The following is a 20,944-nucleotide window of genomic DNA, read 5'->3' on the forward strand; positions in this document are numbered from 1 at the left end:
CTGTGGAGAATAACGGATTCGAACCGTTGACCCCCTGCGTGCAAGGCAGGTGCTCTAGCCAGCTGAGCTAATCCCCCGTGTGTGGTAGTCCCGAGCAGATTTGAACTGCTGACCCCTACATTATCAGTGTAGTGCTCTAACCAACTGAGCTACGGGACTAGCTTATCTCTCTCATCTCTCGGTGTCACCGTTCGTCGGGCAGTACCACTGTCTAAATACTAAATACTTAATACTGGATACTGTCCCACAGGGTGGGCACTTTCTTCTGAATGTCTTCTTTTTTCTGTATAGATCATGTATGTGGCGCAGCTCCCCCGGAGCGGGCTCTAGAAAGGAGGTATTCCAGCCGCACCTTCCGGTACGGCTACCTTGTTACGACTTAGCCCCAATTACCGGTTTTACCCTAACACGCTCCTTGCGGTTACATGCTTTAGGTACCCCCAGCTTTCATGGCTTGACGGGCGGTGTGTACAAGGCCCGGGAACGTATTCACCGCGTCATTGCTGATACGCGATTACTAGCGAATCCAACTTCACGGGGTCGAGTTGCAGACCCCGATCCGAACTGTGAATGGCTTTTCGAGATTGGCACCACATTGCTGTGTAGCTGCCCGCTGTACCATCCATTGTAGCACGTGTGTAGCCCCGGACGTAAGGGCCATGATGACTTGACGTCGTCCCCGCCTTCCTCTCTGCTTGCGCAGGCAGTCTGTTTAGAGTCCCCACCTTGACGTGCTGGCAACTAAACATAGGGGTTGCGCTCGTTGCGGGACTTAACCCAACACCTCACGGCACGAGCTGACGACAGCCATGCAGCACCTAGTTTCCTGTCCCGAAGGACGGGCGCGTCTCTGCGCCCTTCAGTAACTTTCAAGCCCGGGTAAGGTTCCTCGCGTATCATCGAATTAAACCACATGCTCCTCCGCTTGTGCGGGCCCCCGTCAATTCCTTTGAGTTTCACCCTTGCGGGCGTACTCCCCAGGTGGATGACTTAACGCTTTCGCTTGGACGCTTACGGTATATCGCAAACATCGAGTCATCATCGTTTAGGGCGTGGACTACCAGGGTATCTAATCCTGTTCGATCCCCACGCTTTCGTGCATCAGCGTCAATAACGGCTTAGACAGCTGCCTTCGCAATCGGTGTTCTGAGACATATCTATGCATTTCACCGCTACTTGTCTCATTCCGCCGTCTTCAACCGCATTCAAGCACTTCAGTATCAAGGGCACTGCGACAGTTGAGCTGCCGTCTTTCACCCCTGACTTAAAGTGCCGCCTACGCACCCTTTAAACCCAATAAATCCGGATAACGCTCGGATCCTCCGTATTACCGCGGCTGCTGGCACGGAGTTAGCCGATCCTTATTCTTTAGGTACATTCAGCCCGCTACACGTAGCGGGGTTTATTCCCTAACAAAAGCAGTTTACAACCCATAGGGCAGTCGTCCTGCACGCGGCATGGCTGGTTCAGGGTTGCCCCCATTGACCAATATTCCTTACTGCTGCCTCCCGTAGGAGTCTGGTCCGTGTCTCAGTACCAGTGTGGGGGATTCTCCTCTCAGAGCCCCTAGACATCGTCGCCTTGGTGGGCCGTTACCCCACCAACTAGCTAATGTCACGCGAGCCCATCCATATCCTATGAATATTTGACTGCCTCCCGATGCCGGAAAGCAGTGTCATGCGGTGTTAATCCGGATTTCTCCGGGCTATCCCCCTGATATGGGCAGGTTGCTCACGCGTTACGCACCCGTGCGCCACTCTCACCATCGGTAGCAAGCTACCGATGGATCCCGTCCGACTTGCATGTATTAGGCCTGCCGCTAGCGTTCATCCTGAGCCAGGATCAAACTCTCCATTGTAAAATGAAGTGTAAGACCAAGACTATTTATAAAAAATAGAATCGTTGTCTTAAAAAAATGTTTTCCTCCCGCTCCGGGATACCTGAATTGATTTTGTAAATCTTGTTCAGCTACCGTACTCTCGTACGGGTCGCTGCGCTACATGATCATTTAAAGAACTTATCGCGCCTGGGCATCTCGCTTCGGCTTTTTTATGTTGTGTCCCTTCCGGAATGGAAGGTCGCAATCTGTCATTTTTTTCCGCTCCGGACATCGCGTCCGTCGCTGTTTCCCTTGGTTGGGACTGCAAAGGTAGGAACCTTTTTCGAGACCGCAAAATCTTTTTTGAAATATTTTTTGGTGGTCTTTTCCGGTGGTCTCGGTAGTGCCAGTTTCGGCCTTCCCTCATCCCTTTTTCCTTCCCTAATTTCAGTGGCCTTGCGGCCGTCCCTCCCTTGCGGAGTGGTGCAAAGATAGGGACAAAATACCTTCACTTCCAAGGGTACCGCAAAAGTATTTTTCGGCGAAGGGCATAACTCGCTGAAGCATTGCCAGATAAATTTTACAAGGGACAGCGAAAAAGGGGCAAAAGGGGGCCATGGGGGACGGAAACGGTACGCCACGCTCCTGGGATATCCTCCCATCCGGGGGATCCTGGTCCCTGCCCAGATCTTGGCCCATCCTCGGATCCCCTCCATCCTGGTTCAGATGCGTGGGGCGGGCGAATTCGATTCGCCCCTACCGTGGATCGGAACCCTGGTCCAAAAATCCTCCCTCCCTTTCCAGCTGACCCCATTCGACCCGCCTTCCGAAATCTCGAAAAGCAAACCATGCCATCTCCTATGCGTCCTCGGGCACGCTGTGGGCATTCCAGCTGCCATCTCCGGAGCTTTCCCGAACCAGCCACCTAGAAAGACACCTCATTTCCGAGGCACCTATAAATTATGTTTGCAGTTTTACTTGGTTCTCTTCTTTTTGGAAACTTTGGCTTCTGGATTATAAGCTAGGCAGGTATTCATCCAAAACTCGAAATCTTCTTTGCTTTTATAGCCTTCGGGATCCACATAGCAATAACCATCAAGCAATCTGCCGCGCATGATCATGGGCTGAACTCCGCGCTTATTATTGTACTCTTCCGTGTTTTTGGGGTCAAAACGGCACATCAACTGGTCCTCACCTACATTGATGCACATTTTGCCATCTACCAAAAAGGCTATCCCGCCGAAAATTGCCTTTTCTTCTACTTTCAGTTCAGTATGCTCTGCCAGGTATGCTCGCACCGAATCGGCTAGTCTTTCATTATATGCCATGTATTATATATAGATGATCATCCTAAAAACAAATTCCATACCCTTTAGTTTTTCAGCAGGCACTTAGAATTCTTATCCTTATCGCTCATGGCAGCAAAAGCCTGAACGGCATCTTGGAGCGGATACTCCTCGACCCCCTTTACTTTAATCATACCCTTAGTGACTTGATCCAGGATCTTTTCAAGCTCTTTTGGGTTTGGTCCCGAATTGAGCAAGTGTGCCTGGACTTGATATTCCTTGACCAGATCTTCATTTGGTTCTTGCACGAGGCTAACGATCCTTCCTCCCTTCTTTAACAAGGGTATCAATTGATCCTGGGCTTTACCGCCCACCATGTCGAGGACCAGATCAAAAGCAGGAAGTCCTTTGAGGTAATCATCCGCTTTATAGTCAAGATAATGGTCAGCTCCTAGATCGAGCACATTAAATTCATATCGAGAAGAACCAACGGCATAGACCTCGGCTTTTTTCTGTTTGGCAAACTGTACGGCAAAGGAACCGACATTTCCGGAGGCCCCTACGATCAGTACCTTCTGATTGGCTTCCAATTTACCGGCATCAAACAATCCATGCCAGGCTGCAAGAGCAGAAACCGGACAGGCTGCCGCCAAGGACATAGCCATACCAGTTGGTACTTTACAGATTTCATCAGCCTTGACCACAAACTCTTCGGCAAAGGCGCCTCCATATTTCTTTGGGTTACCACAGACCAGGTCTCCCCGCTTCCATCCCATCAGGTCATCGGCAACTTCCAAGACTTCGCCAGAGAACTCGGCCCCCGGAATAAAAGGAAATTTCAGGTGCGGCATAGGAATGGTTTTGTCAAGGACCTTGATGTCGAATGGGATTATCCCCGCATAGGCTACTTTAATTTTCAATGTACCTGATTTGATTTCTGGAGCAGGCTGCTCCTTATACTCGCCGGAAGACAGGCTCCCAAATTCATGATATACTATAGCTTTCATATTATTAAATAAGATAATCGGATGTCGATTAATGTTTTCAATTTAACATTTTTGAATGAATAAATCGGGCGAAAATGAATTTTAAATACTAATTATCAAGAGATTATGATATTTAAATGTTAAATATTTCTTAAAATATTTGGATTATACGAAACGCTTCGTACATTTGAATACGAAAACATTCGTAGATACTAACAATCATCGTATGAAACCAACAGAAAGCGAAATGGAAATATTGCAAGTCCTTTGGAAAAAGGGACAGAGCAGTGTAAGGGAGGTATTTGAAACCTTGGATAAAAAAGATGTGGGCTATACAACAATCCTCAAGCTGATGCAGATCATGCATGACAAGGGGATGGTGACTCGAGACACCAGTTCAAAGACCCATCTGTATACAGCGGAATTGGTGCAGGAGGAAATTCAAGAAAAGATGTTGGATAGAATGATCGATTCCGTTTACAATGGTTCGACAGCAAGATTGGTGATGCAGGCCCTGGGAAATGAACGGGCCAGCAAAGAAGATCTTGATGAAATCAAAGCATTTTTAAAGAAACTTGAACAAAACTAGCCATGGAAAATCTAACTATCAATATTGGCAATGCATTAGGCTGGAGCATTCTGCATTCTATATGGCAAGCTGCAATTTGGTATATTATATATAGTATATATACACTTTCACAATCCAACATCAGCGCAAAGGCGAAGCATAATGCAGCCTTAGGTACACAGGTATCGATTTTTGTGAGCTTTATAGCAACATTTATCTACTTCTACCAGAACGCGACCCAATTCATCGACTTAAGAACCCTGAATCCTGAGGACCTAAAAAACATCATGGCCAACATCCAACAGGACGGTTTTAAATTAGAAAGCTTATTACCTTATGTTGTGGCAGGCTATGTTTTTGGATTTATTGTCCAAATCGTCCTCCTGACCAATAGCTTGATCCAATTGAAAAGATTAAAATTCAAGGGATTGGATTCTGTCCCGGAAAAATGGACTAACCTCTATTATCAAGCCAAGAAAAAACTGGATGTTAGACAATCCGTAGGGATCTATCTTTCCAATAAGATCAGTGTGCCGATCACCCTGGGTCATTTGAGACCGTTTATCCTCTTCCCGATTGCCTACGCCAACAAAATGGAGCTGGCACAGGTGGAAGCAATTCTCATGCATGAGCTGGCCCATGTAAAACGTCAAGATTACTTATTCAACCTTCTCAAGGTGGGCATTGAAACGGTACTTTTCTTCAATCCATTTATCTGGGCCTTGTCCAAAGTAGTGGAAAGAGAAAGAGAACATGCATGCGATGATATGGTCGTGCAACATGTATCCACCCCGATATCCTATGCACAGGCATTGGTTGAACTGGAAGAATTGCGCATGAGCATGAATCCGCATCTAACCTTGGCTGCTACGGGAAACAAAAATCATTTATTGAACCGGATTAAAAGAATCACCAAAATGGAAACAAATTATAAAAACGTGAGACCGCAGTTACTGGCTGTATTGCTTAGCGGTTTAGCGATACTAACCTTAGCGTTGATTATCCCAACGAATGAGGCACAGGCAGAGGAAATAAAAGCTGATTGGAACTGGACCGATCATTCGAATGAGCTGATCATTGACACCGTGAAACCATTGACGCCGCAACCGGCACAAAAACCGGTTACTCCTGCCAAGGTCAAATCTGAGCTTGTTTATAAAGGCAATGTGATCACGGACACCAATGAATTGCCAGTAGATGTCCGCAATACGATCAGATCGGTTCAGGCGCAGGGTAAAAAGATCCAAGAATATTATAATTCACCCGAGTGGAAAGCTCAGGTAAAGAATATAGAAGAGCAAAGCAAAAAGGTAAGTGCCTATTTTGAGGGTCCGGAGTGGAAACAGCAGATGGCAAAAATAGAGAAAGAATCTGCTAAGCTGAAAGAACACTTCAACTCACCTGAATGGAAGAAACAAATGGCCAATATCGAAAAGGAATCCAGTAAGGTGAACGAATATTTCAATTCAACAGAATGGAAAAAGCAAATGGAAAATATTGAAAAAGAGTCAGCCAAGGTTTCGAAGTACTTTGAGAGCGAGGATTGGAAAAGACAAATGGCCAATATAGAGAAGGAATCTGCCAAGCTAAAGGATCATTTCAATTCGCCAGAATGGAAAGCACAGATGCAAAAAATCCAAGAAGACGGCAAGAAAATCCAAGAGTATTTCAACAGTCCTGAGTGGAAAGAGAAAACCAAGCAGTGGAAGGAATTGGAAGATTCAGAAGAATTTAAAGAGATCAACAAAAAATACCAGAAAGAATTGAATGAGCTAAAAGCCAAAAAAGGACTTTCCAAAATTTAATATATAGATCATTGTTTCGTTGTTTAGTTTAATAGGCCTCGCTCGAGGCCTTTTTTTATTTAATTCAGAGAATTTCATATTTTATGTATTATTGCAAAAGGATGTAAACTGAATTGAATGGAATTGATTTATTACATTGATTTATTGGGGACCATGGTATTTGCCATTTCAGGCGCGATGGCGGCAAACCGATATGGGATCGATATTTTTGGAGCGACGTTCATGGGTTTTGTTACGGCAATTGGCGGTGGTTCATTGCGTGATGTGTTTCTCAATATCCGGCCGGTATGGGTGGAAGATGGGAATTACCTGATCGCCATCTTTGTGGGGGTCTTTATCTCCATCCTATTCAACAGGCACCTAGACAGTTTTGCCCGCACATTGTTCCTATTCGACGCTTTGGGGATTGGTTTCTTCACCGTGGTAGGCGTTGAGAAATCCTTGGCATACGAGAGCAGCGCGATTGCAGCCGTGATGCTGGGTATGTTTTCGGCATGTATGGGCGGTGTGATTCGTGATGTATTGATGAACGTCACGCCATTGATATTGAGAAAGGAGATCTATGCCTCGGCCTGCTTGGCGGGCGCCATAACTTATGTGCTCCTTACCTTTACTCCACTCCATACAAACTTGAATGCTTTTATCAGTGCCGCTGTGGTTTTCGGCATCCGGTTCCTTTCGGTCCGTTACAATCTATCCCTGCCAACAGTAAGGCCGATAAATTAAGCAGTTAGTTAAGCTAAATTTTTGTTAAAGTATATTAAATATCTCTTTATTCCGTTTTATTCAAACACGGTATAAATGATCCGATATGAACTTAGGAAAATCCCTTTTCTTATTGATGATAGGCACAGGTCTTTTAACGGCTTGTTCCAAAAATGAAGGCTTTAGCCCCGAACCCGATCAGGACTATAGGCAAGAGATGCGAAATTTTGTGATTGGACTGAGCAAATATGCCAAACAAGAAAAAGCTAATTTCCTTATTATTCCGCAGAATGGGATCGAGTTGGTCTCCCAAAATGAGGAGCCTACAGGCCCGCCGGCTGAAGATTACCTGAACGCGATAGATGGCAATGGACAAGAGGACCTATTCTTTGGATACGATGAAGATGACAAGGCAACTGATCCGGCCGAGACCAACCGATTAGTAAAGTACCTGAATATCTCTAAACAGGCAGGGAATACGATCTTGGTCAGCGATTATTGTTCTACCGCCAAAAACATTAGCAATTCCTATACTTGGAACCAAGAAAGAGGCTTTATATCCTTTGCTGCAACTGAACGTGAATTAAATATTATTCCCAATGTGCCTGTACAGCATGAAAATAAACTGAACATCCAAAAACTTTCGGAGGTCAAGAATTTCCTCTATCTGATCAACCCCAGTGGATTTGCGTCGAAACAGTCCTTTATCCAAGCGGTAACAGCCACGAATTACGATGTCTTGATCATGGACCTGTACTTTTCAGATGGACAGGCATTCACGGGTCAAGAGCTTTCCCAATTGAGGAAAAAGGCAAACGGCGGTAGTCGATTGCTGATTTCTTATATGTCTATTGGCGAAGCCGAAGACTACCGGCCATATTGGAATGCGTCTTGGCAACAGAACAGACCGAGTTGGATCGTAGCGGAAAACCCCGATTGGAAGGGCAATTTTAAAGTGAAGTATTGGGACAAAGAATGGCAGTCCATTATATATGGTAATGATCAGAGCTATTTGAAAAAAATATTGGATGCGGGATTTGATGGGGCTTATCTCGATATCATCGATGCCTTCAATTATTTTGAAGACTTGCAATAACTGATAAATAGAAAAGCCAGATTTGAATCTGGCTTTTCTATTTATCTTTTCTTTTTCATCTGGGGGAAGGACATCTTATAAGAAACCTTGACCTGCCCTTTTGAAATCGAATCTAATTTACTTTTTAACATGGCCTTTTTCAATGGACCAAGTTTGTCGATAAATAGTTTTCCTTCGATATGATCATATTCATGTTGAACCACACGAGCTGCCAAACCTGTCAACTCTTCTTCCTGTTCTTCAAAATTTTCATCTAAATAATTGATGACCACATCTTTCTTTCTCAACACTTCTTCATTGATATGTGGAATACTTAAACAGCCTTCAGAGAATGCCCATTTATCACCACTTTCTTCAACAAGGATAGGGTTGATGAAAACACGTTTGAAATCCTTTGCCGTTGGATCACCTGGTCCATCTTCATCATCTTCGCCAAAAGGGCTGGCATCAATGACGAATAAGCGGATCGGTAAACCAATTTGCGGAGCTGCAATGCCTACACCATTTGCGGCATACATGGTCTCAAACATATTATCTATCAATTGTTTTAATTCTGGATAATCCTCATCGATCTCTTCCGTTCTCTGACGCAAAACTGGATCTCCATACGCTACTATAGGTAATTTCATCTGTTATTGTTTACGGTACAAAGGTATTAATAATTTAGCACAGCTCGCATATTGAATGATTTGGCTTATTTTTGCAGGATGGAAAATCCAGCAATCCGCAATCTATTAAGCTTTATTCAACAGGACTTAGATCCTGCTGCGCATGGAGAAGAGCTGGACGATTATTCCCATATCATCTGCCCTACCCTTCCTTTTGACATCTTTATCTATAAAAAGTTTACAGAAAGACCCGAAGTATCTGGGAATAGGTACATCCTGATTTCATTGGGGCAACTCGAACAAGAGGGCACCAAAATAAAGAATAGACTGAAGGTACTGGCAGGAAAGGCAAAAAAACTGCATGCAAGATCGACTGTAGCAGCACGATTGGATAAGAAACAAAGTCTATCTTTCCTACAAGAACATCATTTGCAAGTGCCCCTGCCTGGAAAATATAGATATGGACTATTCTATGAAGGCGAATTGGTTTCCATAGCCGTATTTAGCGGCGGGAGAAGGATGAAAGACAAAGCAGAGGAATATCGCTCTTTTGAACTGTTACGTTTTTGCCATAAATCTGACCATCTCATTATCGGTGGGCTATCCAAACTGATCCGAGCATTTATCAAAGATTTCCATCCGGGAGATATCATGACCTATGTAGATCAGGACTGGTCACAGGACTCCTCGCTCAAGACCATCGGCTTTCAGGAAATGGGATCTCGCGAAGGCGCAAATTTTTGGATTGCGGACCAACAGCAATATCTTATCGAAAGCGAAGAACACTTGCTGGAAATGACTGAGAACCATCCAAATGGTTACCTATCGCAGAATTCAGGAAGCATTAAATTAGTATTGGCTGTTTAAAAACAGCTTTATTTTATTATATTTATTGCTTAATCAATCGAAATTTATTCCTTATGAAACGAAAACTTCGCATGGGCATGGTCGGTGGTGGAAACGATGCCTTTATAGGAGCTGTACACCGAATTGCTGCCTTTATGGATGGCAAAATAGAATTAGTATGTGGTACTTTCAGTATAAATAGAGAAATTTCTTTACAATCGGGCGAGGACTTATTTGTTCCTGAAGAAAGAGTATACTTGACGTACCAAGAAATGATCGAGAAGGAGTCGCAATTGCCAGAAGGAGAGCGCATGGACTTCGTGACGATCGTAACACCGAACTTTTTACACTTTGAGCCGGCTAAACTAGCTTTGGAAAGTGGATTTGATGTCGTGGTTGAGAAACCAATGACCCTAAACCTAGAAGAAGCATTGGAATTGCAGGCAATTGTGGAGCGCACTGGTCGCACCCTATGTTTGACGCATACTTATTCAGGATACCCAATGGTAAAACAGGCTAAGGCAATGGTGAAAGATGGTCACTTTGGCAAGATCCGCAAAGTATTGGTAGAATATCCGCAAGGCTGGTTAAGCCGCCTGACTGAGCGTGAAGGAAATGCTGGCGCTGCATGGCGTACAGATCCAAAACGTTCTGGAAAATCATTGGCAATGGGCGATATCGGTACGCACGTAGCGCATTTGGCGGAATATGTTACTGGACTTAGGATCACGGAGGTTTGTGCTGATTTGACTTCATTTGTTGAAGGCCGCCAATTGGATGATGATGGTTCAGTATTATTGCATTTTACCGAAGGTGCAAAAGGCGTATTGACCGCTTCGCAAATCTGTGCTGGTGAGGAAAATGCAGTTAGAATGCGTATCTATGGTGAAAAAGGAGGTTTTGAATGGGCAAATGAGGATCCTAACAATTTGATCGTAAAGATGTTGGATCAGCCTAGACAGTATTACCGCACTGGAAACGCCTATGCAGCACCATTTACCTTGAGTTCATTTGCAATTCATAACACTAGAATTCCTGCGGGTCACCCAGAGGGACTATTGGAATCTTTTGCAAATATCTACCGTAATTTTGCGGCAACAGTAGCGGCTAAAAAAGATGGTAAAACTCCTACTCCTGAGCAATTGGATTTTCCAAATGTGAATGATGGAGTACGCGGTATGGCATTTATTGATACCGTTGTAGCTAGCAACGCAAGTAATGAAAAATGGACCAAGTTCGTGATATAAGCAATATTCAAGAACTTATTGAATCTATACAGCAGGCGGAAGAGTTTCTTTCGCCTGATTTTCTTCTGATCTTTTTGGGTCCGACGGCATCCGGAAAGACCAAACTCGCGGTCAAGTTGGCCCAAGCCATGGATGCCGAGATTATCTCTGCCGATTCTAGGCAAGTTTATAAGCAATTGGACATCGGAACGGGCAAGGACCTAATCGAATACCAAGATATCCCCTACCATCTTATTGATATCGTTGAGCCGAAGGAGAACTATAATGTGGATCAGTTCCGGGGAGATTTCCAGAAAGCATTTTTAGAAATAAAACAGCGTGGAAAATTGCCGATCCTATGCGGTGGAACTGGTTCTTATATACAAAGTATCTTACAAGAACAGACCTACAGCCAGGTTCCTAAGGATAAGGAGTTGCAAGTGGAGCTTTCCCTTCTCTCCAAAGAGGCTCTTATTGAGTGGATCAACCAATTTAACATTCCTGACGATTTCAACATCGATTGGAACAGCCATAAACGATTGGTTCGTGCATTGGAAATCTTGCTGTTCTTAGAACATCATCCGGTACCGGAAAGGAAGGGTCAACTTGTCAAGGATTTTATGATCCTTGGGCTTTCCCCTGATCGGGAAATAAGGAGAGCTCGGATTGACAAACGCTTAGAAAGTAGAATGGAGGAAGGTTTGTTAGCAGAGGTTGAAGGTTTGTTGGAACAAGGAATCAGCCATGAGCAGTTGCAATGGTTTGGATTGGAATATAAATATGCTTCACTGCATTTATTGGGTGAACTGACCTTGGAAGAATTCACGGAAAAGCTACGGACGGAGATCCATAGATTTGCAAAGCGGCAGATGACCTATTTCAGGAAAATGGAAAAAGATGGCTTAAAGATCCATTGGATCAATCTGCTATAAAGAAAAAAAGCTGGTTGCATAATGCAACCAGCTTTTTTTACAACTTTATTTCTTCGTCTTTGGAGTTAAAGAAGTGGAATTCGGTCAAATGATATGAACTCATTTCCTTCACTTTAATCCATTTCCAATATTTTAGAAACCAATTCATTCTTCTGGAGATAAAACCAGATTTGATGTAGGCAGCGATATAAGGGTGTACACAAAGGGTAACCCCTACTTCGTTCTGTTCCTGAAGAATAAAACTCAAATTGTTTTCAATATCATCCAATAAAACGATACTGGATCTAATTTCGCCGGTTCCGTCACAAGCAGGACACTTTTCATTGGTCACAATGCTCATTTCAGGCCTAACTCTTTGCCTAGTGATCTGGACTAATCCGAATTTACTAGGAGGGAGAATGGTATGACGGGCTCTGTCGCTGGCCATACATTCCTTCAAGAAACCATACAGCTCTTTCCGGTTGGTGGCTTTGTGCATATCGATAAAATCGATTACCACGATGCCGCCCATATCCCTCAGCCTAAGCTGACGGGCAATTTCTTTTGCTGCTTCCTTGTTTACAAGGAGCGCATTATCTTCTTGATTTTCTTTGTTGGCAATTCTGTTTCCGCTATTGACGTCGATGACGTGGAGGGCTTCGGTGTGTTCAATCACCAGGTAAGCACCGCCTTGCAGGTTTACAGTTTTGCCGAACGACGCCTTAATTTGCTTTTCAACTCCAAAGTGGTCAAAAATAGGTTCTTTCCCTTTATAGAATTTGACTATTTTTTCCAGATCAGGAGAGATCTCTTGAATATATGATTTTACTTCCTCGTAGATTTCATTATCATTGACATAGATATGAGTAAATTCATCGGTGAGGATATCACGCAGGATGGTGGACGCTCTGTCCAACTCACCCAGTACTTTCTGAGGGGGTTCAGCTGTTTTAAGGCGTTTGGTAAACAATTCCCATTTAGAGATCAGGTCTAGAAGGTCCTTTTGGAGTTCATCGACTCCCTTACCTTCAGATACCGTACGGATAATGACACCGAAATTTGCAGGTTTAATGCTTTCTACAATTTTCTTGAGTCTATTTCTTTCGGCGCTGCCTTTGATCTTTTTGGAAATGGAAACCGAACTTGAAAATGGTACCAGGACGACGAATCGACCAGCGATGGATAAGTCGGAACTTAACCTTGGTCCTTTAGTCGAGATAGGTTCTTTGGCTATCTGTACTGGCAATAACATGTTACGGCTTAAAACATCAGATATTTTTCCAGCCTTGTCAATGTCCTTTTCAAGCTTCAAACTATTGAGCAGTTTCTCTTGATAACTGCCATTCTTTACTACCCTTGTTAATTTGATCAAGGATTGTACTTGAGGCCCTAAGTCGAGGTAATGCAGGAAAGCGTCTTTTTCGTAGCCTACATCTACGAATGCGGCATTCAGTCCGGGCATGATTTTCTTTACTCTCCCTAAGTAAATATCACCCACGGCATAGTGATTGCCAGCTTGTTCCCTGTTTAGTTCAACTAGTTGTTTGTCCTGTAGTAAAGCAATAGTCACCCCCTTATCGGGGACTGAATCGATAATTAATTCCTTTACCAACAGCTACTTAATTAAGGACAGTTGTGGACTCGCTCCACAACGAATGTTGTCCGGTTAAACATAAAACCGTTTAATGAAAAAAAACAATCTATGATGATGGATAATCGATCATAGATTGTATCACATGATTTATAAGGCTAACGCCCTATAACTATTTTTTCTTGTGTCTATTTTTTCTTAAACGTTTTTTACGTTTGTGAGTAGCCATTTTGTGTCTTTTTCTTTTTTTTCCGCTTGGCATAGCTTTAATGTTTTTAAATGATTTTAAAAAAAATTGTTAATTACTTACTTAGTTCTTCAATCCTGCGATCGATGAACTGGGAGAGACTAGGATCGGCAGCCAGTTCTTTGCTTTTTTGGAAAGCAGCGATAGCTTCGTTCTTCATCCCTATATTTTCATAGCCTGTTGCCAAATAAAAATATGATTCGGCATCAGGTTTTTGTTCAATTACAATTTTGAAACGATCGATCGCTCGGTCGAATTGACGTGACTGTAATGAGAACAAACCTAAGGTTTTGTTAGCCTCTAGGTTTTTTGGATCAGCTTGAACAACTTCTCTCAAGATAGCAATACCAGCCATCGGGTTGTTGGTTCCAGTAACCATCGCTGCCCCTAATCCGGTTTTTGCATCTAAGCTCGAGCCGTTTAAATCTACAGCTTTTTGATAAACTTCAATAGCTTTCTGGTTTAAGGCACTTGCTAAGACAGTATCTTGAAGATTGGTATATCCTTTACGGTAATTGTCGCCAGATTTCAAGTAGTACTCAAATTTAGGGTCAATATTAGCCATTTCCTCATAAATATAGGCTTGAGGAGCAGGTTTTTCCACATCGTTCCATTTATCGGCAAGTTGTTGATAAAGTTTCACTCTTTCGGAACCTTCTGCTTTATTGGCTTTTGCCTCTAGATCTGTGATTTCGTTGACAATAGCTGGGTTCAATCCACGCTTAGCAGCTTCAGATACAGAACTCAGGTTAAACTGAGATGCAGCAGCTTCAGCTTGAGAAGTTGTAGCTGCTGCATTTTTTTCTTCTTCATCTACCAAGCCCTTCACAGGTTTAAACAATAGGAATCCGATAACAAGGACTACTGCTGCTACAACGATGATCTGGATTTGCTTGGTGTTTTTCATGAAAATGAATTATTTCTTATTTCCGTTCTTTACTTTCTCTACAAATACTTTTGCAGGTTTGAAGCTAGGCACGTAGTGCTCAGGAATGATAATTGCTGTGTTTTTAGAAATGTTACGTGCTGTTTTTTCAGCTCTCTTTTTTACCACAAAACTTCCAAAACCTCTTACGTACACATTCTCACCGCCAATCATAGCGCTTTTAACTACTTTGAAGAATGCTTCAACGGTTTCTTGTACATCAACCTTCTCTAAACCAGTCTTGTTAGAGATCTCTGCAATAATTTCTGCTTTAGTCATATCTATTTTTACTCTAATTAATCTATACCCTAAGCCTATCAGCCCGTTTGGGGATGCAAAAGTATCTTTTTAAAATGAGTAATGGAAATATTTTTGTGATTTTTTAAAATCCAAACCACTATCATTCAATGATTTAGTACAACACTCCCCAATTTTACATTTCAAAAGGCTTGCAAAGCTACAATTATTTTATTGACTATCAAAGTATTAATGAACTTTCTAAACACAATATTTCTCCTATATGACGAATGTCAGCTTCTGAGTGTAAAGCAGATACAACAACCCGATTTAACAGGGGACTTGTCGCTAATGGATAGGGAAAACTGGAGATCACAATCTTTTTTTGCAACAAATGTCTGTAAAGTAACGGCTGGGTCGAACTAAATACCGGAAAATTTTCAATATGACTCAATGAGGTCTCCCGAATAATCGATGCCAATAAACTGGTATTGGACTGCATCCTCTCGAATGCTTCTTCATAAATATCCCGACCATGTAACAGGGCATAAAGCGCCGCAGGTGCGGTCGGTGATGCTCCATTGAAAATAGGATGCTTTTTGATCTTATCAACAGTGCTCTTTGTCCCCAAAACAACCCCAGCATCCGTTCCAAGACCTTTCGCTAAGGATGCAAGCACAACGATTTCGATATTATCTTTTTTCAATGCCGACAGGTCAGCTGAAACTTTGTTCTTATGCAAGACGCCTATTCCATGGGAATCATCTAGGATCAAGAGCAGGTTTTTATCCGTTTGTAATTCCTTAAAGATGGAAAAATCAAAGTGCTGAGGAGTGAGATTGTCAATACAATTGGATATGACTGCAAAATCCTGCTTCTCGGAATTGTTAATAAACTCTACTGTAGCCTTTGCCCATTGATCGAAATCCCCTTCCACAATAGGAGTTTCATCCAACCATAGCGCTGGATGGCTACCTGGTGCATAGATCACCTGCATTCCTTTGCAAAGGCTTCGCACCGAAACCTGTCCGGCAAGATAGCCGCTGGACAGTAAGGCTGCGGCTTCGAAACCAAAACGCTCTGCCAAATGAGACTCAGTTTCTTGGTAGATCCCAAGTTGGACGTTGTTGGTTCTGGAGGTTCCATTATTGAGCCCAAGCAGGTCTATCCCTTTTTTATAAAGTTTGATGTATTCTGGATTATCCAATAATCCGAGATAGGCAGTGCCACCAAAAAAGTGGTAGTCAGTACCGTCAAGGCTAATAATTCTTCCCGTAGTTTGTTGAAGATTTCTAAAGGAGGTCATGGCAAATGTTATCTGAAAGCAAATGTACAAAAACCTTTCAAACTCCCCTTTTTACGATTCATCCTTTAATTCCAACAGTTCAGCCACTTAATGTTTTTCATCTTTTTTATTAAGCCTAAAATTGAAAAAAACCAGCACATGAAACCATTAATAGCCCTGCTCCTCCTCTCTTTTTTATGCACTATTTCTAATGCACAGATTATTAGCGGAAAAGTCATCAACCTTAAAAAGCAGCCGATTTCCAATGTGAATGTTTTTATTTCCGGTAGCTATGATGGTGCATCGACTGAATCGACTGGCACCTTTCATTTCAAGACTGAAACAACGGGCAAGCAGGTATTGCAATTCTCCTCGGTCGGGTATGGCGGTAAATCTATCGAAATCGAAGTGAAAGACAGCTTGTTTTTGGAGATCACCTTAATTGCGGAAGACAATCAGATCGAGGCCGTGACGGTCAGGGCAGGACAATTGAGTGTTGGGAACCAGAATGGCGCGGTGGTGAGTCCAATGGATATCGTAACGACTGCGGGTAGCATGGGGAATATCGTGGCGGCCCTAGGCAAATTACCCGGAGCACAAATTGCTGGAGAAAACGGCAGATTGATGGTCCGCGGTGGGGATCCTAGTGAGACCCAAACGTATATCAACGGAATATTGGTTGGTCAGCCTTATACCGCATCAGCTAATGGCGTTCCGGTGCGTGGCCGATTCTCACCTTTCCTTTTCAAGGGGACCAATTTCTCTACAGGAGGCTATGGCGCTGAGTTCGGGAATGCACTCTCCGGCATATTGAACCTGACCAGCTCACAAGTCATTGAAGAACCTAAAACAGAGCTTTCTTTCTCGACCGTAGGTCTAGGATTGAGCAATTCGCAGAAATGGGGAAACAGTTCCCTGAGCCTTAATGCAAGTTATACCAATCTCAAGCCATACATCAGCTTAATCAACCAGAACATTACCTGGCATAAACCTTATGAGCAAGCCTCCGGAGAAGCTATCTTCAGAAATAAAGGCAAACATCATTTTTTCAATCTTTATGCGTCATTCGCTGCGGAAGATTTCAGCTTTACAGATTATAGCGTTCAATATTCCCAGGATATCAAGACAGCGATCAAGTCAAATAATTACTACCTGAACAGTAATTTAGTCTATTACTTGCCGTCAAATTGGAAACTGGAAACAGGATTAGGAGTAAGTTATCTAGACCGCAACTTGCATTATTATGAATTCAGAATCCCAACAAAGGAAATAGGTAGCCATGCAAAGGCTTTGTTCAAAAAGAATGCAAACCGTTGGAACCTGATGTTTGGAGCGGAACATTTTTACAATGATGTGGATGAAAAGTTCAGTCAGGGCAATGATACCCCCTTTTCTTATGGATTTAAGCGTTCTATGGGAGCAGTGTCCAGCGAAGCACAATATAAGTTCCTCCCCACTATGAGCCTTGATGTAGGCTTGCGATATGTGGATAATTTCAAAGACCAGCACACCTTGGAACCGAGGGCAGCACTGGCTTATATCCCTTCCAAAAACCACATGGTGTCTTTTTCCTATGGCAAGTACCATCAGGATCCCGATCCAGATATCTTTAAGTTCGACAGTAATTTGAAATGGCAATCTGCCGAACATTATATTTTCAATTACACTTTCAACCAGAAAGGTCAGATGCTGCGCTTAGAAGGCTTTGTCAAGAATTACGACAAGCTGATCACCTACAACAGCTTTATCCCGCAATACAACTCAACCTTTGCCAACAATGGCTACGGAAAAGTGAAAGGAATCGACTTTTTCTGGAAGGACAGCAAGACCATCCCGAACCTTCAGTATTGGATATCTTACTCCTTCACAGATCCCAAGAAGTTAGAAAGAAACTACGAATATGCAGTCCAACCGAGCTATCTGGCCAAGCACTATTTCTCCATCGTCGGTAAGTATTGGGTTGCTAACTGGCGCTCCCAGTTAGGCCTCACGAACACCTATATCTCCGGAAGACCCTACAACAATCCTAATCTGAATGGTTCTATGCAATCCATGACCAAAGCCCAAAACGACCTATCCTTCAGTTGGTCATTTCTCCTGACCCAGCAGAAGATCCTCTTTTTCTCCGTCACCAATATCTTGGGCAACAGGCCCATCTATGGCTATGAATATAGCGACACCCGCAATCCATCAGGACAGTTTGAAGGGAGGGCCATGATCCCTACCGCCAAACGATTTGCATTCTTAGGCTTCTTTTGGACCATCAGCAAGAACAAAAAAGACAATCAGCTGGATCAATTATAACAGTTCATCCCGCTAATTCAACAGTTCATCCTATTGGATTTTATAGGCATCAACAATAATCAGAATTTTATATAAACTAAAAAACGCACAACATGAAAACTCTAATCTGCACTTTATTGACATTAATCAGCTTTTCCGTATTTGCACAAGGAAATTATGAAAAAGCTATGGGCGAAGCACTACAGGCATGGAAAGACGGCAAAGTGAAGGAAGCAAGCGCCCAATTTGAGCGAATAGCACAAGTAGAAAAAGACAATTGGATACCAAAATACTACCAAGCGCTGACCTTGGTAACAAATTCCTTCCAGATAAAAGATGAAACTGAGAAAGCGAATGCTTTAAAGAAAATCGGAGAATTAATCCCAAAAGAAGGTAAAGACCTCAATTCAGAATGGCTAGTCATTAGAGCATTGGCCACCACATCAGACATGATATCCGACCCGATGAGCAAAGCTGCCATCCTTAGTCCATCCATAATGGGAGACTATGAAGCAGGGATAAAAATGGACCCAAATAATCCTCGCGCTATCATTGGATTGGCGGAATTCAGTATGCAATCGAAGAAATTTATGGGTGGTGACACCAAGGAGGAATGCGAAAGTATCCAAAAAGCATTACCTTTATTTGACACTAAAAAAACTGACCCTGCTTTTTATCCATCTTGGGGAAAAGATAGAGCAGAAGCACTTCTAAAAGAATGTAAATAATCAATCAATGAAGCCATTTCTAAGGTCCATTATACCGGCAGTAACCATCAGTTTAGCAATCTACAGCTGCATTGCAATCTATGTACTGTTTGAAACCGGGAGCTTAGAAATGTCTTTCATCAAAGCTCCCGAATCCATTGCAGGCTTGGCCTATGGCGTTTGCCTTTTCCTTGCCGGAAGTAATTCCGACCGTATCTTAAACCTCTTTGTCCCCGATAAAACCAAGGTATCCCATAGGGTCCTTGGCTATATCATCCTGACCTGTATCCAAGCTCCGATCGTTATTTTCATCATCAATATGTTGATCTCTACAACGATGCTCAAGAGATCATTCAACGAGTTCATCAGCAATGAAAACTGGTTCAGCTATATCCCGCTCACCATTATTTCCATCCTGATTGGACTGGGTTTCTATGCGTTCTACTATTTCAAACAACACAAGAACAAGCAGATTGCCCAACAAAAAAAGATCGCTGGAGAAGCAACAGCACAACTCGAATCATTAAAGAACCAGATAGACCCCCACTTTCTCTTCAATAGCCTGAACGTGCTGATCGGATTGATCGAGGAGGATCAAAAGAATGCCATTACCTACACCAAGTCCCTTTCCAAGATCTACCGGTACATCTTGGAGCACAAAGACAAGGAATATGTGAGCATCAAGCAAGAACTGGAATTTGCGAACAATTATATATCCCTGTTGCAGATCCGTTTTGAAGATGCCATAGAATACAAGATTGACGTCCAAAACCTCCAAGAAACCGACAGTACGGTTCCTCTTGCCCTACAGTTATTGTTAGAAAACTGTATCCAGCACAATAAAGCCACGGAACGCAGCCCGCTAAAGATCAAAATCTTTCAAGAAAGAGATTTACTGGTGGTGGAAAACAATCTGCAAGAGAAAGAAAACAAAAACACTTCCACCAAGGTTGGGCTAAAGAACATCCGCGATCGCTACCTATTGACCAGTAAGAAGGATATCCAAATCATTAGGTCCGAAGAGAAATTCACTGTTAAATTGCCAATCCTAGTTTCATGAGAGATTACCAAACCTTAATTATCGAAGACGAAAAACCAGCAGCCCGACTATTAGCTAGAAAATTGAACAGCTTGGGAATCCAACCCATCGAAATGCTGCATTCCGTTGAACAAGCAAAGAAATGGTTCTCCGAAAACCAGGCTCCCGACTTGATTTTTCTCGACATCCAACTATCCGACGGCCTATCATTTGAGATCTTCGAAGGAATGGAAATCCAAAGCGCCATTATCTTCACAACCGCTTTTGACGAGTTTGCCATCCGTGCATTTAAGCTCAATAGCATAGACTATCTCCTCAAGCCGGTTGCCGAGGAAGAACTTGAAAGCGCCATAGCCAAATTTGAAAAACTAAGGAATAAGCAACCTAGCATCGATCTGCAGGAAATCAAAAACCTGATCAGCCCAGATAAGAACCAATACAAAACTCGATTTAGTATCAAGGTCGGTAACAGCATCAAACTGATTCCAATTGAAGAAATTGAATGTTTCTTTTCAGAAAACAAGGGAACTTATGCCTATTGCGACAACAACAGTCAATATTTGCTGGATCAAACATTAGAACAGATCGAGGCGGTTTTGGACCCCCAGAAATTCTTTAGGATAAGTAGAGGAAATATCATCAACATCAACGCTATCCAGAACATCGCGGTCCATTCCAGCTCCCGATTAAGGATCCAACTGAATCATTGCCCTTCTCAAGAACTCATTGTAAGCCGAGAAAGGGTAAACGATTTTAAAGAATGGTTAGAATAGG

Annotated in this window: 18 protein-coding genes, 2 tRNA genes and 1 rRNA gene; 11 read left to right on the forward strand and 10 right to left on the reverse strand. The window is 42.9% G+C overall.

Annotated elements, in window-relative coordinates:
• Positions 1–3: 3 nt before the first annotated feature.
• The 5 genes from ACK2WI_RS11890 to ACK2WI_RS11910 form a co-directional block, all read right to left on the reverse strand.
• Positions 4–77: transfer RNA gene (locus ACK2WI_RS11890), tRNA-Ala, on the reverse strand.
• A gap of 5 nt (positions 78–82) precedes the next feature.
• A tRNA-Ile gene (locus ACK2WI_RS11895) sits at positions 83–159 on the reverse strand.
• Between the two features lie 171 nt (positions 160–330).
• Positions 331–1,858, reverse strand: a 16S ribosomal RNA gene (locus ACK2WI_RS11900).
• A gap of 935 nt (positions 1,859–2,793) precedes the next feature.
• Positions 2,794–3,147, reverse strand: a complete 354-nt coding sequence (locus tag ACK2WI_RS11905) for a TfoX/Sxy family protein (protein WP_409150996.1) — start codon at positions 3,145–3,147, stop codon at positions 2,794–2,796.
• Between the two features lie 44 nt (positions 3,148–3,191).
• Positions 3,192–4,112: an NADP-dependent oxidoreductase gene (locus ACK2WI_RS11910; RefSeq protein ID WP_409150997.1), complete on the reverse strand. Its 921-nt coding sequence runs from the start codon at positions 4,110–4,112 to the stop codon at positions 3,192–3,194.
• 205 nt (positions 4,113–4,317) lie between these two features.
• Between ACK2WI_RS11910 and ACK2WI_RS11915 the strand changes: the two genes are divergently transcribed.
• The 4 genes from ACK2WI_RS11915 (at position 4,318) to ACK2WI_RS11930 (ending at position 8,265) form a co-directional block, all read left to right on the forward strand.
• Entirely contained in the window at positions 4,318–4,680 is a 363-nt protein-coding gene (locus ACK2WI_RS11915; RefSeq protein ID WP_093100175.1) for a BlaI/MecI/CopY family transcriptional regulator, read from the forward strand.
• A 2-nt stretch (positions 4,681–4,682) separates the two neighbouring features.
• Positions 4,683–6,464, forward strand: coding sequence for a M56 family metallopeptidase (locus tag ACK2WI_RS11920; RefSeq protein WP_409150998.1), 1,782 nt, complete (start codon positions 4,683–4,685; stop codon positions 6,462–6,464).
• Between the two features lie 117 nt (positions 6,465–6,581).
• Entirely contained in the window at positions 6,582–7,190 is a 609-nt protein-coding gene (locus ACK2WI_RS11925) for a trimeric intracellular cation channel family protein (protein WP_313367202.1), read from the forward strand.
• Positions 7,191–7,275: 85 nt separating this feature from the next.
• Positions 7,276–8,265 (forward strand): endo alpha-1,4 polygalactosaminidase, encoded by a 990-nt coding sequence (locus tag ACK2WI_RS11930; RefSeq protein ID WP_409150999.1) that lies wholly within the window; start codon positions 7,276–7,278, stop codon positions 8,263–8,265.
• A 41-nt stretch (positions 8,266–8,306) separates the two neighbouring features.
• On the opposite strand, the gene def is transcribed toward ACK2WI_RS11930, so the two are convergent.
• On the reverse strand, positions 8,307–8,894 hold the full coding sequence (gene def / locus ACK2WI_RS11935) for a peptide deformylase (protein WP_313367198.1): 588 nt from the start codon (positions 8,892–8,894) through the stop codon (positions 8,307–8,309).
• A gap of 78 nt (positions 8,895–8,972) precedes the next feature.
• Here def and ACK2WI_RS11940 point away from each other — a divergent pair, with 78 nt between their 5' ends.
• From ACK2WI_RS11940 to miaA, 3 genes are read left to right on the forward strand one after another with little or no spacing between them, the layout of a single operon-like run.
• Positions 8,973–9,740, forward strand: coding sequence for a hypothetical protein (locus ACK2WI_RS11940; RefSeq protein WP_409151000.1), 768 nt, complete (start codon positions 8,973–8,975; stop codon positions 9,738–9,740).
• Between the two features lie 53 nt (positions 9,741–9,793).
• Positions 9,794–10,966: a Gfo/Idh/MocA family protein gene (locus ACK2WI_RS11945; protein WP_409151001.1), complete on the forward strand. Its 1,173-nt coding sequence runs from the start codon at positions 9,794–9,796 to the stop codon at positions 10,964–10,966.
• On the forward strand, positions 10,945–11,877 hold the full coding sequence (gene miaA, locus ACK2WI_RS11950; RefSeq protein WP_409151002.1) for a tRNA (adenosine(37)-N6)-dimethylallyltransferase MiaA: 933 nt from the start codon (positions 10,945–10,947) through the stop codon (positions 11,875–11,877). The genes ACK2WI_RS11945 and miaA overlap by 22 nt, the downstream gene beginning before the upstream one ends.
• A gap of 37 nt (positions 11,878–11,914) precedes the next feature.
• On the opposite strand, the gene ACK2WI_RS11955 is transcribed toward miaA, so the two are convergent.
• The 4 genes from ACK2WI_RS11955 to ACK2WI_RS11970 all read right to left on the reverse strand — a co-directional run bounded on the left by ACK2WI_RS11955 (position 11,915) and on the right by ACK2WI_RS11970 (position 16,162).
• Positions 11,915–13,468: an Rne/Rng family ribonuclease gene (locus tag ACK2WI_RS11955; protein WP_409151004.1), complete on the reverse strand. Its 1,554-nt coding sequence runs from the start codon at positions 13,466–13,468 to the stop codon at positions 11,915–11,917.
• A 281-nt stretch (positions 13,469–13,749) separates the two neighbouring features.
• Entirely contained in the window at positions 13,750–14,601 is an 852-nt protein-coding gene (locus tag ACK2WI_RS11960; RefSeq protein WP_409151005.1) for a hypothetical protein, read from the reverse strand.
• Positions 14,602–14,610: 9 nt separating this feature from the next.
• Positions 14,611–14,898 carry an HU family DNA-binding protein gene (locus ACK2WI_RS11965; RefSeq protein WP_093099732.1) on the reverse strand — a complete coding sequence of 96 codons (288 nt, stop codon included), beginning with the start codon at positions 14,896–14,898 and terminating at the stop codon, positions 14,611–14,613.
• A 199-nt stretch (positions 14,899–15,097) separates the two neighbouring features.
• Entirely contained in the window at positions 15,098–16,162 is a 1,065-nt protein-coding gene (locus ACK2WI_RS11970; RefSeq protein ID WP_409151007.1) for an aminotransferase class I/II-fold pyridoxal phosphate-dependent enzyme, read from the reverse strand.
• Between the two features lie 138 nt (positions 16,163–16,300).
• Here ACK2WI_RS11970 and ACK2WI_RS11975 point away from each other — a divergent pair, with 138 nt between their 5' ends.
• The 4 genes from ACK2WI_RS11975 to ACK2WI_RS11990 all read left to right on the forward strand — a co-directional run bounded on the left by ACK2WI_RS11975 (position 16,301) and on the right by ACK2WI_RS11990 (position 20,943).
• Positions 16,301–18,445, forward strand: coding sequence for a TonB-dependent receptor (locus ACK2WI_RS11975; RefSeq protein ID WP_409151008.1), 2,145 nt, complete (start codon positions 16,301–16,303; stop codon positions 18,443–18,445).
• A gap of 92 nt (positions 18,446–18,537) precedes the next feature.
• Positions 18,538–19,152, forward strand: coding sequence for a hypothetical protein (locus ACK2WI_RS11980; RefSeq protein ID WP_409151009.1), 615 nt, complete (start codon positions 18,538–18,540; stop codon positions 19,150–19,152).
• A 7-nt stretch (positions 19,153–19,159) separates the two neighbouring features.
• Entirely contained in the window at positions 19,160–20,191 is a 1,032-nt protein-coding gene (locus ACK2WI_RS11985; protein WP_409151010.1) for a sensor histidine kinase, read from the forward strand.
• The gene (locus tag ACK2WI_RS11990) at positions 20,188–20,943 is read left to right on the forward strand and encodes a LytR/AlgR family response regulator transcription factor (RefSeq protein WP_409151011.1); all 756 of its coding nucleotides are present in this window, start codon (positions 20,188–20,190) and stop codon (positions 20,941–20,943) included. Before ACK2WI_RS11985 ends, ACK2WI_RS11990 begins: the two co-directional genes overlap by 4 nt.
• Position 20,944 lies beyond the last annotated feature (1 nt).

This window comes from Sphingobacterium sp. BS-2 (genome assembly GCF_046161205.1).
GTDB lineage: Bacteria > Bacteroidota > Bacteroidia > Sphingobacteriales > Sphingobacteriaceae > Sphingobacterium > Sphingobacterium mizutaii.